The sequence below is a fragment of the Arcobacter thermotolerans genome (assembly GCF_983172305.1).
Genome location: NZ_CFAFZJ010000007.1, coordinates 18,495 through 35,616 on the forward strand (window position 1 = coordinate 18,495; position 17,122 = coordinate 35,616).

The following is a 17,122-nucleotide window of genomic DNA, read 5'->3' on the forward strand; positions in this document are numbered from 1 at the left end:
CTCTATTTTCTCCCATATCTATTTATTACATATGCATATCCATCAGATTTATTCTCTAGTAAACCTAAAGCACGTAATCTTTCAAATAATCTTTTTTCATTTTTTTTAAAGTCATTTTCTGAATAGGTTTCAGTTAATAAATCAGAATGCTTATTACTTATAATGAAGCCATATTTTTCATATAAAAGATTTATGAACTCTTGAAATGTAATTCTCTTATTAACATTAATTAACACTAGTGTTTTTAACCATTCATCATTTGCAAGATATCTATAACTATTTGTTTTTTTAACACTAGCTAAACCTACTCCTTTGAATAATACTCTATGAATGGAAGTCAAATCAGATTTGGCTTTTTTTAAAATCTCTTTCCAGATTTCTTCTCTTATTTCAACTAAATTTATATTGTCTTCATCTCGATTATCTTCGTCATAATAATTGAGTTCATCTTTTAATTTTTTCAATAAAACTCCTTTATCATTTACAATATTTAGTTGATCCATATAATCATTAAATACTTTAGATAAAGCTTCGAGTGGTAAATCTTCATTAATTTTATATAGCTGTCTTGAAGATTTTCTAACATGATCACTATTAGGTGCTATCAGCTCAACAGGATATACAATTTTTAGGTCTTCATTATTAAGATTGCTATATTTAACTATTTCTAGAGATTTTGTTAGTATAAAATGGACCATATAATATGCAGAAATAGAAGATAAATGTTCAAAAATATCATTCTGACTAATATTTAATTCAAACAATTTTATTAAATCATCCACTAATTGATCAAATAATTCATGACTATCTGTTCCTAAAAAACCTAATTCACGCTCATCAGTATAAATATTAGAATCATCTCTCAATATATTTAATAAAGAATTCCATCGTTTATTTTGTGAAGATTTTTTATAAGACCCAAGTATTAGTTCTTTTAGCTTTTTAACATTTTTACCTCTACTAACCATCAAATACAAAACTTCTCCTCCACGAGAAAAGAATCTCCTATCTATTGTAAATGCATCTTTTTTATTATCTACATCTACAAATAAAGTATCAAATGAAAAAGGGAATAAAAACTTACTTGTCCATCTTCTTGATGTATTTAAACCTAAAGAAGCTTTTCTTAATAGTTGTATTGAATGATAAAATACATCAACTGTTTCAAATCTTTCTTTTAGATGTTTATAGCAATAAGAATCTTCAGATTTTTCTGAAAGTGTTTTTTCTATTTCTTTCCATTTATTAACTTCCTCTTCTGATGATTCTACAATAAATTCTAGTTCCGGAAAATTATATAAAATTGTTCTTATCTGTATATCTTTTTTATATGATACAGTTGATAAACTTTTATCAAATAGTCTACCTTTTCTTTCATGACTTGCACATACATTTAAAAACTCTAAAGCTAATAGTTCCTTATCTTGATCTTCTTTAATTCTATGAAACCAAATTAACTCTTGTAAAAAAGGTGTTGATAAATTCTTACCATATTTTTCTTTTAATATTTTAGCTTTCGTAAACATTACCATTTCCTATTTCTATTTCATTAAATTGTAAAGTACCTTCTTTATCATTTAGTATAAAAAGATTAAATGTTTCATCTATTTCTTTTTTATTTAAAATATGATTTACTATTTGTGATTTAAAGGTTAAAACACGTTCATAATACTCCACAGAAAAACTAGTAGGTAATATTCCATCTGAAATTCTACATAAGAATTCAAACATATGAAGATCAAGTTCTAAATTAGCTATATCATCTCCTCCATATTGAATAGTTAAATTAACTTTACAATATTCATCATCAAAGCCATTAGCAAGTTTTAAATTAACTCCTTCATTTGAATTTTTCTTATTAAATATTATTTCTTCTATTATTTCAGAAGATAGTTTTGATATAGTGCCCGTAAGTGATGTAGCAATATATAATCTATCATTAGCATCCTTACTTATTAACTCTCCTAGGAAAACTCTATTTAATCCAAGTACTAGTTCTTTTATAATATTTTTCTGTGGACTTTTACCATCCTTTAAAGCTAAAACAACTTCATTATAAAACTTGTCAGCATGTTTATAAGCTATTAATGCACTTCTGTTAATTTCTACATTCTCTAATTTCAGTTGATTTTGAATATTAAAAAATAAATGTCGTCTAAAGAAAATCAAAAATTCTTGTATCTCTTTATTAGAATCTTCTTCATTATTTGAAGATTCTTCATCACTCCCATTTAAATAGTTGATTTTTTTATTTTTAAATAAATCTAGATTAATATATGGATTATTTAATTCTCTATTATATAAATCTTCATTTTTTATATCTCCAAATAGTAAAAACCCATCTATATTATTAGTTGTTTCAAATCCTATTCTTAGTTCTCTTAATTCTTTAAAAGGACTTTCTTCCCTTTTACTTTTAGAAAGATTTTCACCAAAAATATTATTGTAAATAGATGCATCTGTCTTTAAATTTGATGATTTAAAATGTTCTATAGCAGTTTCACAATTATTAAAAATTTTTTTTTCACCCTTATATCCTAAAATTGTGTTTGCAATTAACATAAACAATTTTCTTAATGTAATATGATTATAATTTAAATCACAAGTTCTGATAATACTTATTAGTTGCTGCTGGATATTTTTTTCTTTTAATAACTTGATATTAGAATGTATTGGACAAAATACTTCTTGATTTGTTAAACTAGGACAAGAACTTTCATATTCATCACAGTAATTTAAAATTTCATTTAACAATAGTTCAAAATTTTTAGAAGATGAAGTCTGACTTAAATCCAATAACATTAGACCATTGTCACTATTATTCATTTCAATATGTTCTTCAATATTATTTAATAAATTGAGAAAGTGTGGTTTTATATCTATATAATCTCTTAAAGTATCTGTTAGGATTCCATCGTTTGCAGCTATAAAATAAAGATCATTTAAATTTTCATGAATAGCCTTATACAATCCATCTAAAACATTCTCTTTATCAATTTGTTCAATTTCTGTAAAATCTTTTATAAACTTAATATTGTATGTATCAAAATTTAATTCAGGTATGTAATCATTCCAAGTTGAATTACTTTTATTTAAAGTCTCATATAGTTTTCTTAATAAATATGTTTTACCATCACCAGCTGAACCTGAAATAATTATGGATTTTGGTTCTTCAATAAAAGAGTTATATAATTTATAAAATAAACCATTATCAATATTTATTTCATCAACACCTAGTTTTTCAGCATATTTTGTGACATGTTCATCATATGATGCTTTATTTTGAGAAGTAGGAGCATAAGCAGCGAGTAGTTTAAAAAACATTTCTATTCCTAGTTATTATAATGGGATTTATTATAATTGATTTCTCTTTTATTAGTTATTAATTAGTAAGAAAATATTAAAAGGTTATATGATATAAACATGAATACACATAATTTCTATGAAAAAAATAGCAATATCTTAATCAATAAATATGATAATGCAGATATGAATACTTTAAATAGCTTATTTGATAAATATCTTATAGATAAATCAAAAGTTTTAGATATTGGTTTTGGGTCAGCTAGAGATTTAAGATACCTTTACAGTAAAGGTCATGATATCTGGGGTATAGATCCAACAATTAAATTTGTAGATAATGCAAAAAATACTTTTAAAGACAAATCTTCACATTTTTTTACAGGATCATTACCCAGTTTATTTAATCAAAAAAACTTTAATGAAAAATTTGATGCAATTATTTGTATTGCAGTATTAATGCATTTGAATCATAATGAATATGAAGTATCAATCATCAATATAATTAAGTTATTAAAACCAAATAGCATTATTTTATTTAGCTATTCAATTGGAGAACGGAAAGTAAATGATGAAAGAGAATTTTATGAAATTAATACAAAATTACTTTTTAGTCTTTTTGAAAAATACAATTTAAATTTGATTGATAAAAGTGTCAATAGTGATAGTTTAAATAGAGATGAATTAACTTGGGAAACTTTAGTATTAAAATACAAACCTATTAATTAGATTACTTCAATAGTTGTAAAGCCAGATTTCTGGCAATTGATATAATATTCATTTATATCTTTTTTATATTCATTAAGTTCAAAATTATCATTTCTTATAGAAATATCTTTTATAAAGTGTGCGGGTGGAAGATTATCACTTTTCTTTAAATTACATTTTGAACAACTGATAACTAAATTCCATATAAAATCTTCATAGATATAAGACCATGGAATAAAATGATCTATATGAATATCATCTTCATTAACAGAACTATTACAATAAAAACATTTCGGACCATCAATTTCCAATAAAATCTTTTTATACTTTGCAAGTGATCTTCTTTTATTTGTGCCTAGTTCTTCTATTTTTGAAATTAACTTTGGTGTAAAGTTTGTTTTTTCTAAAAACTTTGCCCATTCATAAATAAGTATTTTAGATAATTCATAATAATTCTCTTTTAAAAACTTTTGTGCTTCTAAAGGTATTACAATAAATCTTTTATCTTTTGATGGTAAACGAAATTTTCTACCTGAATCACTTAATGTGTGATGATGAATATAAAAATCAAAAGAATCTCTATTTTGAAAACGTGGAATAACATCTTGTAGACATTTATTTTCAATTTCAGATATCATGCTTTCTTTTTCAAAAACTCTTTTTTCAAAGTACCTATCAAAAGAATCTGGAATATACTCAGTACCGCAATATTGTCTAATAATAGATAAGATTACAGGAGTTCTTTGTATCTTGAAATCTTGTTTTAATTTATATTTACATTCTTGATACCAATAGTATTCTAAGAACTTTTGGGCAATCTCTTTATAAGTTATAGTTTCATCTTTTTTTAAAGAACTTTGATTTGAAAAATCTAATAAAAATTTTGCTAATGCGAATTTATAAGTATTATCTTTTACACCTCGACTTATAATTTGTAAAAAAATATTTTTCATTATATGATTAAGAAACTCCAATTCCTTCTAATATATATTCAATATCATCATATAACTCTAATGCATTATCATACCTATCTTCTTTTTGATATGAAAGCATTCTTTTAATTACTGTTTTCATCAAATTATCATCTGGTATTTCATCAAAGGAAACATTACCGATTGGATATTTATTTGTATAAATATAAAAAAATATGCATCCCAATTGAAAAATATCAGTTTGTTTATGTGCGCAATGTTCCGTTCCACACATTTCAAGAAATTCTGGAGTAGGCCAAAACTTTGGTCCTTTCTTCTCTAAACAAGTTTTTTCTTTAACCATTAATCCAAAATCAGAAATAATTGGTATTTCTTCTTTAAAAAGTATATTTTGTGGTTTTATATCTCTGTGTACATATTCTTTTTCATGAATATACTTTAATGTTTCAGCTAACTTTAAAATATAAGGTATTTTTTCTTGTTCAGATGAAAGTGTTTTATTACATAGAAAATTTTGAATAGTTTTATCAGCTAACTCCATTATATAAAATTTATGTTTTCTTGATGATAGTCTTGTATTCTGTTTTCTTGCTTTTTTTATTTCATAAACATCTATCTCTCCACTTGAAATGTAAGATATGAATGAATCAGCATATTCAGCTTTAGTAAATTCTGTCATCAATTTTATTTCTTCATCAAAAGATTCTAATGATTTTTTATTTGTATATTTTAATAATTTTAAAGCATATTGATTTTCTTCTCTTTTATCAGTAACTTTAAAAACAAAACTATTCCCTCCCCCAGAAATATGTTCTAAAATTGTGTATTTATTAGAAAAAGAATCAAAACAGATATCATCAATCTCAAAACTTTTACCATTTATAGAAAAAGGATAAGACATTTTATTCTTCCTCTTCTAAATTTGCATAAAATTCATCAATTTTCTCCACTTCTTTTTTATAATCAAAACTATTAAAATCTATTGAAATATTAAATTCTTTATACAAATCTTCTTTAATAGAATCTATAAGTATATTATCCTCACCAGATAAACAGAAATTAAATATTTCTTCGAAAAATTTATCTCTCCATATTCTACTATTTTTTGTATTTCCTTGTGAAATACATTTTGTAGCATACTCTCTAAATAATCTAACATCTGATTCAGGCTCAACCATCTCATCAGTAAACAATAAGATATTTAGTAAGCAATTTTTCTTATTTTCATCATTTATAATTGAATCAATTTTATTTTCTCTATTCCATCTTAGTACAGTAGTAAATAAAGAATAAAAATCTGCTTGCTGTTTAAATCTTGTTTTTGATATATTTTTTGGAGCGTCATTACCATCATACACACTATTTCCAAAAAATTTACTTGATTGAAAAATATGAATTATATTTTCAATGACATCTAAAAATTCTTTTTTCTTACAACTAAATTCACTTTTAGGATCTGTATCCTTACCTAAGCTATTATATCTATCATAAAATGAATCCAATGATAATTTTTTATCCTGAATTCCTTCAAAAAGAATACATAACAATTCAGATATATATTCTATATCATTCATTCTTTGACGTTTTCTAGGTGTAAAAAATTTTCCTTCTTCAAAAAAGTCTATTATTGATAAATCTTCGCTAAGTATTAAAAAATCACTATCATAAAAAGCTGCTTTTCTTAACTCTTGATCATTTAAGTTTACAGTATATGTATTTATTCTTGAATATGAGTCAATTATTTCTTCTTTTTCAAACTCATAGATTTCTACAAAATGAATCTCAAAGTTTAATATATCTATCTCATCTTTTATATTTGAAAATTTTTTATCGTTAAAATGAGTTAATTTTTCTAATCCCTTTAATGTAAAGCCATCTTCCAAAAATTGAAATATTGTACTCAATCTTTGTTGACCATCTATAATATTATATATTCCATCTTTACTATTTAAATATAATTCAGATATTGGTATATTTAAAAGAATTGATTCTATAAATTTAGATTTAGCTTTTTCAGTCCAAACTAAATTTCTTTGGAAAAATGGTTTCAAGATAAGTTTATAATTTCTATATAATTCGTATAATTCTTTAATTGTTTTTTTATCTCTTCGCCATTTCATAAATATCCTTTTTATACTTTATATATTCTATAATACACACATTGAACAAAATTTATCTTTTTCAAAATCATCTAATGCCTGATCATGCTTAGACATATTGCTCATTTGTTGCATCACTGTTCCATTTTTTAGTGGTTGTTTCTTTTTTTGTTCTTCCATTTTTTTATATGATCTTTTGATTTTATCTATATTTTCTGGTTTGATTAGGTCACTTAATGGCATATCTTGAATCCATGAAAAACCTTGTTTCTCAAAAGCCATAGCTTTTTTAAATTCATCAGGGTGTTTTTCATACAACCATACCCATTCTATTTGTCTCATATAGAAGCAAAAGTAACAACCTGACCTACTTCTATAATATTCTATATCATATTTTTCATCTCTAACTGGTTCATAATATCTTGGAAGTCCTAATCCAGAATCATTTAGTATTCTTTTTACATCTTGCAAAGTAATACCATCTTCTTGAAAAGGCATAACCGTAATTATGTTATCCATAGGAGGTCTTAAACCGACTCTATCTTCATCCGCTCTAATACCTACATAGTTATATACTTGATATCCTTCAAACTCTTCCATAACTTTTAAAAATGTTTCTACTTTCATCTTTCTAGTACACCATCTTTGTGTTGGGGAAGGTAAGAAATCATTATGTTCTAAAAGTAATTCTTTAAAAGATTTCTCAGGAAATTCTCTTCTAACTTTAATACCAAGCCTAGACTCTAAGTCATTAATATATAGGTATGTCTCTTCTAATTCTTCTCCCGTGTCAAAGAAAAGATACATAAATTCTCTTTCAGGATATTTTTCTCTTAAATATATTGCTAATGCAGCACTATCTTTTCCACCAGAGATTGCTATAACGTGTAAATCTTTTTTATTCATTGTTAAACTCTTCATTTAATAGTTGTGAAATTAGATATAATTTTTGATCATTAGTAAAATCTTTAGGTATCGATTTTTTGATTTCAGCAACCTTTTCATCGATTCTATCAATTTCATTCTTATTTATAGATATAATTCTATTCAAACTTTTATCTAATGAAGTTAATGAAATCTTTCTTACATCTTGATTCTCTTTAGCTATATCAGTTAATTCAAGTTTTGACAAAAGTTTTTCTGCATATTCATTTAACTTATTTTTGAATTGAGTAACATCGTTATCGTAGCATTGCTCTAATTTTTTTCTAATAAGTATCATAGATAATCCATCTACAAACTCTACTATAGAATTAGAGTATGTAAAACATCTTACAATTGCTTTTGAATCATAATCTAATCCATCAATCTTTGATAGTTTTTCAGACATTTCAATAAGTGAATTTTCATAAGGAAAACTAGCTGTTTTAAAGAAAAATACTGATGCAATATATTTTTCTAATTCTAATAGCTCTTCTTTATATGAAAGTGCTATTTCATTAAATGCTAATCTAAACCTTTTTATAAATTCTTCATTCTCAGTATTTGAGATATCTTTAAAACCTAATGCTTTAGGAAAAGAGCTAAAGAAAGATTTTGTGGGTTCTCGCATAGATACTAGTTCCGTTCTTAATGCAATTGCTTCTTTTGAAAGTTTTTGTGTTCTATGTGCATATTCAGGCAAATAATTAAATTTACTATGTAATGTACTTATTATTGAAGATACTTTTTCTTTAGTATATTCACTATCTGTTAAATCTGTTGTTAATTGAACATATGCTTTAAAAAGATTTTGTTCATCTTTAGATAGTTGAATTATTTGTAATTCAAACTTATCCGTTGCTTTCCAAATATTCATAAGCATATCAAGTGATAAATCGAATATATAAGTATTGTCTCTAAATATATTCATTGTTTCTTTATTCACAAGAACAAAAATAGAAATAACAAATAATGCTTTTGTTCTATCTAATCCATATGGTTCTTCTTCAAGTTTTACAATTAAATCTACTATTTTTGTTTTTTTCTTTAAAGATTTAGTAATTTCATTCCAAACATTTTCAAAGTTTAAACTATCTGGAGAATATAATGAATAACCATCTTTTTCAAATCTATGTATACCAGAAGGTTTAATTATTGATAGATACAATGCCTTTTCAGCAGGAAACTTTTCAATACCTAGATCTTTTTGATCTGAATTTTCTAACATACTATTAAACAATGCTTTTATAAAAGTTGTACTCATACCTTTATTTGAAATAGTATGATTTAGTGTATAGTTATTGATTTTCGGTGTATCAGGAAAAGAATCTATTGAGATATCTGAAATTAATTTTTGTAAAGTTTTTGAAGAAAATTCATGTTCTAAACCATTATGATATATACTACTACTGATATATCCTTCTGTTAGAATAGTATCAATTGCTGTACTATTATCTAAAATCATATTATCTAAAATATCTATAGTGTTAATACTAACTTTTTCTTTGTTATCATTTTTTATGATTTTTAAAGTTTCAACTTTTTCAACTAACAAATTTAGTTTTTGAGAATTTTTTAAAGATAAAAATAAAGACTTGTTGTTTTTTAAAGATAAATCTTTTAGGTCAAATCTATTTGCATCTATAATAAATATTTTGTACTTATTTTTTAACTCTTTTTCATTTTCACAAACATATATTTTTTCAAAAACTCTTTTTGAACCATATTCAGAAAAATATCTTTTAGCAATTACCTCTTTGTTTTTTATTAGCTTGTTAATTTCTACTTCATAATTAAATGTAATATTCTTAGAAATTAAATTTCTCAATTCTTTATTTATATCTATATTTGAATCAGCCAATAAAGAGTATGACTGCGTTTGTTCCTGGAATATTAATAAGTTTAATTTTTCTAAAGTAGCAATATTCTGTATGATAGTTTCTTCATCATATTTATCAATTAAAGATAATACTATATGCTTACTATTTGGTAAAACAGTATTTGATAATTTGAAACTATGAATCAAAGATATGGTTTTAATAATATCTTTTTGAACTTTATTTTCAACTCTATTATCTTTTAATCTATCTTCTGAAAAATACCAAGCTTCACTATCTGGTAAAACGATAGAGTAAACTCTAAGTAAATATGCTACATAATCATATAAATTTGATAATCCATATAATTCTTGATTTTCAAACTCAGTTTCTATAAAATCTTGAAAACCATTTGGTTCTGAAGAAAATATAAATGAATAAATAGACCTTTGATTTTGAAAATATTTTGAAAATATTTCAGAAATAATCAAAACTGAATAAGGATGAATAGGAATAATCTTTTCAAATAAGTTTTCAAGTTCTTTGATATCTATATTTTTGTTAAAAGATTTATCAGAACATATTTTTTTAACTATATTTTTACTGATTTCTAAATCTCTTGATTCTTTTAAAGTAATAGTTTCTTTAAAGATATTTAACATTTCATAATAATCATCTTTAAATACTATATTTTCAAATCTACCTTGAATTTTATCCCAATCAGTATAAGATATAGAACTTGAGTCTAAACTATATTCATTGAAAGATTTGTGTAGAGATACTATTAATTTAAAATTGTCTTTTTTATTTACATATTCTGATAATGTTTGTAATTCAAAAATATCATTTGAATTAAAATCTTCTAATCCATACTCAATAAATTTTCCAAATTCATCTATAGAAAACAAAACATCTGTATATGATGATTTTTCAAGATCTTTATTTAGAAATTCTAATAACTTATTTAATGAGAAAGATTCTTCTTTTAAATATTTATTTGATAATTCTAAATCTTTATTTTCTTGTAAAATTGCCTTTAGTTGAGATTTGAAAGAAATATGTTCCCCAACAATTTTAATTCTTAAAAAAATCTTTTTATCTATAAAAGATTTATATGAGTTATACAATTCACTATTTGTATCTTTTAACTTTTTAATACATTTTCCTTGGTGTTCATTATTTGATAATAATGTGTTTATATATAGAAGTAAAGTTGATTTACCACATCCAAATGGTCCAATCAATGAAATAGAATTATGATAATCTAATTTAAAAAGTACTTTTAATACATTTTGTGCTGAAGTTGTAAGAATATAGTTTTCACAATTTTCTTTGTCATGAATAATATTAGTTGATTTACTAAATTTACTATTTAGAATAATGTAGTTTTTATAAGAGAACAATATCTATCCTTACTTTAATATATTTTTTAATAATGTAGTATTGTCTAAAACTTCTTTTATGTATATTTGTCTTATACCAGATGCTTCAGAATATGATAATTTGCCAATAGTTAAGTTATGTAACTGATTTATTTTAGAAAATAGTTTATTTTCACTCATACAAAATATTTTTTGAATACTTAATTCACCTCTTTGTATATCATTAATTGATAATGAATCATTTTCTTTTAGTTTAAAAATGTTTATATAGTCATTTAAAACATACAAAAATACTTCATCTGAAATAGGAGCAGTTGAATTTATATTTAAACTATAACTATTTTTTAATTTTGTTAATATATTTAAATCAGATAATAAGCTAAGATTTACTTCATCACTATCAGAATTACTATACATTTTAAGAAATACATCAATATCTGAATTAATTGTATTAGGTGATAATTTAATTTGATTTTTATCTAACCAGTTAACTACTTCTATTGAAATATTTTCCTTTGAAAATCTATACTGATATATATAATTAAAGAATAAGTAATATAAAGTCGTTTTTTCTTTATTTTTAACTAAATTCCAATGAAATAACCAAAGTATGTCACTGTTTTCTAGATAAGGATCTTTTTCTAATATTAGTTCTCCGAACATTGATAATTTATCCTCATCTACTAATCCTAAAACTTTAAACCAATGATTTAATGATTTTATCATATTAATTCCAAGTCCTAATTTTGAAATTGAATTTTCAATGTTATAAGAAGAGAATAATAAAGAATCATTTTTAAATTCTTTTAACCCTTTTACAATCCAGTCAATTTTACAGTCAAATTTATCATGACCAGAAAATGATGTTTTAATTTTTGACATTTTATCTAGTATCCTTTTTTAATTCTTCATACAACTTTTTTATATGTGTTTCATTTTCTCTATTTTTAATATATAAATCTAAATATGGTTCAACCCAATTTGGTATCTTACCTTTATTACCTTTTCTTGAAGTAAGCCAATTAGTTATTGTTCCGGATGGTATATTTGTTAAATTAGAAAATGTTTGTTTGGTTAAACCTGCAATTAATAATTTATCTTCAAAATTAAAATTATCCATGTCTACATTATACTTTATTTTATGTTAATTACATATAAAACAATATTAATAACTATATAAAAATGTGATTAACTATAATAAATTGTTAATCACATATTTATAAATTACTTTAAAGCCCTTATGAATACTCGCATGACAACCAACAATTTCTGCAACATTTATAATATTAACTCGTTCACCAATACTTTCCAAATATTTTATAGCACCAATAACTTCGCTTTCACTTATTTCTCTACCTATTTTATTTTCTATTGGAACAATCTTATCAATCATTTTTTTATACCAAAAAGGTATATCTTGAAACCCATGAATAAAATCTCTATGTGTTAATTTATTTTCAATAATAAATTTTTGAAAATTATCTGGAAATTTTTCAAAAAGATAAAAAACTAAAGAAGTTAATAAAAACTCTTTTTGAATTGATAAGGCTTTTTTTGAATTATATTTTTCAAGTTTTTTACAAATAGTTTTATACTCTTCAATTAATGTGAAATCTTCTAAATTTAATTTATCTTTTCTATCAACTAAATTTCTTAATGCTGTAAAACTTTCAAACACAAAAAGTGAATTTATTTTTTCATTATCAATAATAAAATAGCCATCATTAAGACCATTCTCAAACCAACTAATTGCTTTTAATCCATATTCAAAATTTGAATTTATATTTATTACAAGATTTTCCCTGAAATCTTTTTCACACTTATGACAAATACAAATTTCTTTATTGTGTTTTATTTTAGAAAAGTTAACTTTTTCATAACATCTCCAACATCTATCTGTTAAAAAAACTTTATGTTTAGGACAAGCATTATAAAATTGATATCTCCATTTTTTTCTAAAATATGGAATTTTATCTTCAGCCAAACATTTCGGACAATACATCAAACCATTATGTGTTCTTTTATCAGTCAATTTTCTAATTTGTAAGGGTGGATATAAACAATTATTACAGGAAAACAGATATCCTTCTTCACTTCGTAAAGACATTTTAAAAATATCTTCTATTTTTAGATTACTCTTAGTGGCTAAATTTTCTAAAAACTTTTCATCAAATATAAAATCTAAATCTCTTCTTGAAACTTGATTCCCTTCTTTTTTTACAAAAAGAGTTAAAAAAATTGGAAGTTGTCTTCTATGTTCTATAGCAACTCTTGTAAGCCAAGAACTTAAAAGTTCATCTTCTAAAGGTTGTGGTACTATTAAAAAGAAATAGTCTTGAACCCAAGCATTATTTCTTTTTTTCTTTGCCATGTTACAACTTTGGTAAATACTCTATATCATCAACAGTGATATATTCTCTTTTAGATTTAATTGCTTTTATAGAAGCCTTTTTTAATAAATTTACAGTTTTCCCAATTAAGCCTTCAGAATTATAAAATAACTTATTAATGAGTTCATGATTTTCAGCCATATTTGAAGCTTTTTTTAGAGGTAAACATCTCTCATAAGTTGCCACAAATGATCTAAATTTTTTATCATTACTCCATCTAGGAAGTTCAAGTGCAGGAAATCTTGTACTTGTTTCATTTCCTATTGATAAAGCTGAATATGCCTCTCTTGTACCTGCTAAAACAATTGTTAGAGATAAACTATTACTTAACTGTTTTAAATCATCAATAAAAGTTCTTTGCTTGTTTAAATTTCCTCTTAATGCACTATGTATTTCATCAATTAGTATCATTCTAGTGCCTAATTTATTTAAATGATGCTTTGCAAGATTTGCTTTAATAGCAACTTTTTCTATTCTATTTTTAGGTACACATAATTCATCTAAAATAAGACTATATAATCTACTTTCATCAGGAGCTGTTGGTGCTTGAAAATATATTATTGGAATCTCATAAATTGCTTCACCATCTTTTGTGACATAATCAAGTTTTGTTTTATGTAACTCATACATTCTTTTTAGAATTGCTGTTTTACCATTATTTGAATCCCCATAAATAAGTAATCCCTCATGTCTCATTTGAGGTGGGTCTAAAAATTTATCTTCTAAAATCTCTACAAGTTTTGCAGCTGAACTATATCCAATCCAATGGTCTTTTTTGCAATATATAATTCTTTCTTCATCACTTTTACTTAAATATTCAAAAGCTTCAAGTGTTAAATTTCTATCATTCATAAATTAGCCTATTGGATAAATTTCATAATCTGAGTCATCATCTTCATTAAATTGTTTTTCTAAATTTAATTTTGATTGAGATTTGGGAGTCACATCTAGTACTTTTGATTCATATTCCATCGTTTTTTCTTGATGTTTTTTTGTACTTTTTTGTCTTCTAACAGACTTAGTTTCTTTTTTAGCATCCAAAATATATTGATTTAATCTTTCATGAGCTTCAAAAATATCATGAGGTTCAAGTTCCCTACCTGTGATAGCTTTTTTTGCTTCACTTATAGATCTTCTTAATTCTGTTAAATCCATAGCTGGTCTTCGTATATCTGCATATGGTACTATTATATAATCTTTAATATCTTCATCATAAACATAGATTTTACTAATATCTCTTGGGTCTCTTCTACACTCAACTTCATTTATCAAATCAGGTTTTAATTTTTTATATTGAGTTGGAATTATATATTTTCTAAGAGTTTCGGAAAAATAAGTAATATAATCAATAGTTATCCCATTTTTTTGAACACTTCTTTTTATTTTTGGCAGTAAGGACATTCTAAATTTTATAGTATCAGCAGGTACTATTGGTAAAAATGGTATTTCTTTCTCATCTCCAACTCCAAGTAAACCTTGATAAAATTTCTCTTCAGGAGTCATTCCTAAAGAACTGTGTTCTGTTTTATGATATACATTTACTATAAAATCAACATACCACTTTTCTAATTCAGAAACAGTTACGGCTGCTTTTTTACCCGATTTATATTTCCCTCTTTCAAATATATTTGAAAAAGTACTTCCTGGTAATTCATGTGTTTTTTTCATAAAAGTACCGATAACACGCTCTACGGCACCACCAAATTCAGGACGTGCTACTGGACGATAGATATCCTCAATAGCAAATTCGCTACAAAAACTATGTAAGCTTATCGACCTAAAATCTTTTCCATTGTCCATGTGAATTTTACGAGGTAAACCATAAACTGGCCACTCTCCTTTTATACCATGTTGATTCAGAAAATCATCTTTTGGTAATACTGCATTTAAAAAACATTGTCCCACACTAAAATAACTAGGAGCATTTAACGAAATATAAAATCCATAAATCATTCTACTATACATATCAATAGCAACAGTAATAAAGGGTCTTCCTATTTCTTCTCTTGTTTCCTCATCAACTAAAATTACATCAACTTTAGTATGATCTATTTGTATAACATCAAGAGGTAATTTTACTTCAGGGAATTTTCCAGGCATTCCTCTGGTTTCTCTTACACTAATATTTTTTCTATATTTTGCAATTAACTTGGGATTGATATTATTAAGCCGATTTCTGATTGCTCCTTTTTTAGGAATCTGAACATTAAATTTTTTACATTCATTAACTATGACATTGTAAATATTTGAAAATGGCAATTGTTGTTCATCTAAATACACTTCATTGATTATTGTATTTATAATTTCCTCTGTTTTTTGAGGAAATCTAGATTTTCCTTTACCTCCACAGTTTTCTCTATTTCCTGCTAAGGAACTAACTGTGCCAAATTTCTCAAAAGTTTCAATCCATCTATAAAGAGTTGCTATACCTTTTTTAAATCTTTTAGCTCGTTTTTCTACATCTTTAGCTGTTCTATTCTCCATTTGAAGTAAAGGTTTAATTATTTCGTACTTTTCTTTTGCTTTATCTAGAGCTTTATCACGATACTCTACTTGTGATTTTTCATGTTCATTTGTATTTTTAGAATCTTTTATTAAATCATTTACTTTTACAATAATTTCTTTATAGGGACTACTAATCTGTTTTAATAAAACTTTATCAACAGAAGGATAACTTTTTATGATATATTCATTATCTTCATAAAATATTTTTGAGTTTATATTAAATTTAATTACTCCCATTATTTATCTCCAGGATAGATTTCATAGTAACTTTTTCATTTTCTAAATCAGTTTTTAAAATATTTCGAGCCACAAGTTTCCAAATATTATTTGAAACTCTTTGATACTCACTTTGAGATTTCATAATTAAATTTGCTAGTTCAAGGGCTGATATTTTTTTATCTTTTAAGACATCTAATATAATATCATCATACTTATCTTCAGATGGATGAAGAATAAATCTATACAGAAAATCAATATTTGATATATAAATATCATTAAAATTAAGTTCTGTAAGAAATTTAAAATCTACACCTATTTCATCAGATCTTATTTTTGCTGCATTAAATTTCTTTTCATAGATATCTTTGTTTTTTTCAAATTCACTTAGGTATTTAACTTCGATAAGTGCATCTTTTAGATTTGATTTTTTATATCTTTTAACAAAGCAATCTACATCATACTTTTGTGGTTTACCATTTTGAATTATCCTAATTCTAGGTTGCTCTTGGTAAGTTTCTACAGTATTATCAAATTCTAAATAGAGAAAAAGTATTTTTTCAAGTGAGGATTCAAACCCTATAGATCTATTATTTTTAACACTTGGGAAATGTCCAGTAATAGAACGATAGTTTTTTTTAATTTGTCTTTGTCCAAAAGTTATTGCATCATCATACATTTTTTGTATCCAAAGTTATTTTGATAAATTATAGTATAAATATTCTTTTATTAAAATATTTCTTCGCATTCTTGATTTATAGTAAATTAAGTATATATAATATTTTAAAAAGAAGAAATATAATTTCGAAATCATTATAAAATAATTTAAATTTTAATAGAATAGAATTTAAT

At 24.3% G+C, this 17,122-nt stretch carries 14 protein-coding genes; 1 reads left to right on the forward strand and 13 read right to left on the reverse strand.

The features are described 5' to 3' along the window. Window positions 1–2 precede the first annotated feature (2 nt). Window positions 3–1,526, reverse strand: a complete 1,524-nt coding sequence (locus AC5LG6_RS06730; protein ID WP_498586041.1) for a hypothetical protein — start codon at window positions 1,524–1,526, stop codon at window positions 3–5. Then, entirely contained in the window at window positions 1,510–3,324 is a 1,815-nt protein-coding gene (locus AC5LG6_RS06735; protein ID WP_498586042.1) for a hypothetical protein, read from the reverse strand. The genes AC5LG6_RS06730 and AC5LG6_RS06735 overlap by 17 nt, the downstream gene beginning before the upstream one ends. 99 nt (window positions 3,325–3,423) lie before the next feature. On the opposite strand from AC5LG6_RS06735, the gene AC5LG6_RS06740 reads away from it, so the two are divergent. After that, on the forward strand, window positions 3,424–4,029 hold the full coding sequence (locus AC5LG6_RS06740) for a class I SAM-dependent methyltransferase (RefSeq protein WP_498586043.1): 606 nt from the start codon (window positions 3,424–3,426) through the stop codon (window positions 4,027–4,029). On the opposite strand, the gene AC5LG6_RS06745 is transcribed toward AC5LG6_RS06740, so the two are convergent. The 11 genes from AC5LG6_RS06745 to AC5LG6_RS06795 form a co-directional block, all read right to left on the reverse strand. Beyond that, window positions 4,026–4,961 carry an HNH endonuclease gene (locus tag AC5LG6_RS06745; protein ID WP_498586044.1) on the reverse strand — a complete coding sequence of 312 codons (936 nt, stop codon included), beginning with the start codon at window positions 4,959–4,961 and terminating at the stop codon, window positions 4,026–4,028. The two genes, AC5LG6_RS06740 and AC5LG6_RS06745, sit on opposite strands and share 4 nt — an antisense overlap. 7 nt (window positions 4,962–4,968) lie before the next feature. Further along, window positions 4,969–5,841, reverse strand: a complete 873-nt coding sequence (locus AC5LG6_RS06750) for a protein kinase domain-containing protein (protein WP_498586045.1) — start codon at window positions 5,839–5,841, stop codon at window positions 4,969–4,971. A gap of 1 nt (window position 5,842) precedes the next feature. After that, entirely contained in the window at window positions 5,843–7,060 is a 1,218-nt protein-coding gene (locus AC5LG6_RS06755; protein ID WP_498586046.1) for a DUF262 domain-containing protein, read from the reverse strand. A 27-nt stretch (window positions 7,061–7,087) separates the two neighbouring features. Next, window positions 7,088–7,945 (reverse strand): phosphoadenosine phosphosulfate reductase family protein, encoded by an 858-nt coding sequence (locus AC5LG6_RS06760; protein WP_498586047.1) that lies wholly within the window; start codon window positions 7,943–7,945, stop codon window positions 7,088–7,090. Continuing rightward, the gene (locus tag AC5LG6_RS06765) at window positions 7,938–11,180 is read right to left on the reverse strand and encodes a hypothetical protein (protein ID WP_498586048.1); all 3,243 of its coding nucleotides are present in this window, start codon (window positions 11,178–11,180) and stop codon (window positions 7,938–7,940) included. Before AC5LG6_RS06765 ends, AC5LG6_RS06760 begins: the two co-directional genes overlap by 8 nt. Before the next feature lie 9 nt (window positions 11,181–11,189). Beyond that, window positions 11,190–12,041 (reverse strand): DUF4007 family protein, encoded by an 852-nt coding sequence (locus tag AC5LG6_RS06770; protein WP_418187132.1) that lies wholly within the window; start codon window positions 12,039–12,041, stop codon window positions 11,190–11,192. 1 nt (window position 12,042) lies between these two features. Next, window positions 12,043–12,279, reverse strand: a complete 237-nt coding sequence (locus AC5LG6_RS06775) for an XRE family transcriptional regulator (RefSeq protein WP_418187131.1) — start codon at window positions 12,277–12,279, stop codon at window positions 12,043–12,045. 72 nt (window positions 12,280–12,351) lie between these two features. Then, window positions 12,352–13,530, reverse strand: a complete 1,179-nt coding sequence (locus tag AC5LG6_RS06780) for a TniQ family protein (RefSeq protein ID WP_498586049.1) — start codon at window positions 13,528–13,530, stop codon at window positions 12,352–12,354. Between the two features lies 1 nt (window position 13,531). Further along, window positions 13,532–14,401, reverse strand: a complete 870-nt coding sequence (locus AC5LG6_RS06785; protein WP_498586050.1) for a TniB family NTP-binding protein — start codon at window positions 14,399–14,401, stop codon at window positions 13,532–13,534. Between the two features lie 3 nt (window positions 14,402–14,404). Next, window positions 14,405–16,291: a TnsB C-terminal domain-containing protein gene (locus AC5LG6_RS06790; RefSeq protein WP_498586051.1), complete on the reverse strand. Its 1,887-nt coding sequence runs from the start codon at window positions 16,289–16,291 to the stop codon at window positions 14,405–14,407. Next, window positions 16,278–16,949 (reverse strand): TnsA endonuclease N-terminal domain-containing protein, encoded by a 672-nt coding sequence (locus AC5LG6_RS06795; protein WP_498586052.1) that lies wholly within the window; start codon window positions 16,947–16,949, stop codon window positions 16,278–16,280. The genes AC5LG6_RS06790 and AC5LG6_RS06795 overlap by 14 nt, the downstream gene beginning before the upstream one ends. Between the last annotated feature and the right edge of the window lie 173 nt (window positions 16,950–17,122).

Coding starts and splice junctions, on each gene's coding strand:
- AC5LG6_RS06730 (WP_498586041.1), bottom strand. CDS start 1,526: ATGTTTACGAAAGCTAAAATATTAAAAGAAAAATATGGTAAGAATTTA.
- AC5LG6_RS06735 (WP_498586042.1), bottom strand. CDS start 3,324: ATGTTTTTTAAACTACTCGCTGCTTATGCTCCTACTTCTCAAAATAAA.
- AC5LG6_RS06740 (WP_498586043.1), top strand. CDS start 3,424: ATGAATACACATAATTTCTATGAAAAAAATAGCAATATCTTAATCAAT.
- AC5LG6_RS06745 (WP_498586044.1), bottom strand. CDS start 4,961: ATGAAAAATATTTTTTTACAAATTATAAGTCGAGGTGTAAAAGATAAT.
- AC5LG6_RS06750 (WP_498586045.1), bottom strand. CDS start 5,841: ATGTCTTATCCTTTTTCTATAAATGGTAAAAGTTTTGAGATTGATGAT.
- AC5LG6_RS06755 (WP_498586046.1), bottom strand. CDS start 7,060: ATGAAATGGCGAAGAGATAAAAAAACAATTAAAGAATTATACGAATTA.
- AC5LG6_RS06760 (WP_498586047.1), bottom strand. CDS start 7,945: ATGAATAAAAAAGATTTACACGTTATAGCAATCTCTGGTGGAAAAGAT.
- AC5LG6_RS06770 (WP_418187132.1), bottom strand. CDS start 12,041: ATGTCAAAAATTAAAACATCATTTTCTGGTCATGATAAATTTGACTGT.
- AC5LG6_RS06775 (WP_418187131.1), bottom strand. CDS start 12,279: ATGGATAATTTTAATTTTGAAGATAAATTATTAATTGCAGGTTTAACC.
- AC5LG6_RS06780 (WP_498586049.1), bottom strand. CDS start 13,530: ATGGCAAAGAAAAAAAGAAATAATGCTTGGGTTCAAGACTATTTCTTT.
- AC5LG6_RS06785 (WP_498586050.1), bottom strand. CDS start 14,401: ATGAATGATAGAAATTTAACACTTGAAGCTTTTGAATATTTAAGTAAA.
- AC5LG6_RS06790 (WP_498586051.1), bottom strand. CDS start 16,291: ATGGGAGTAATTAAATTTAATATAAACTCAAAAATATTTTATGAAGAT.
- AC5LG6_RS06795 (WP_498586052.1), bottom strand. CDS start 16,949: ATGTATGATGATGCAATAACTTTTGGACAAAGACAAATTAAAAAAAAC.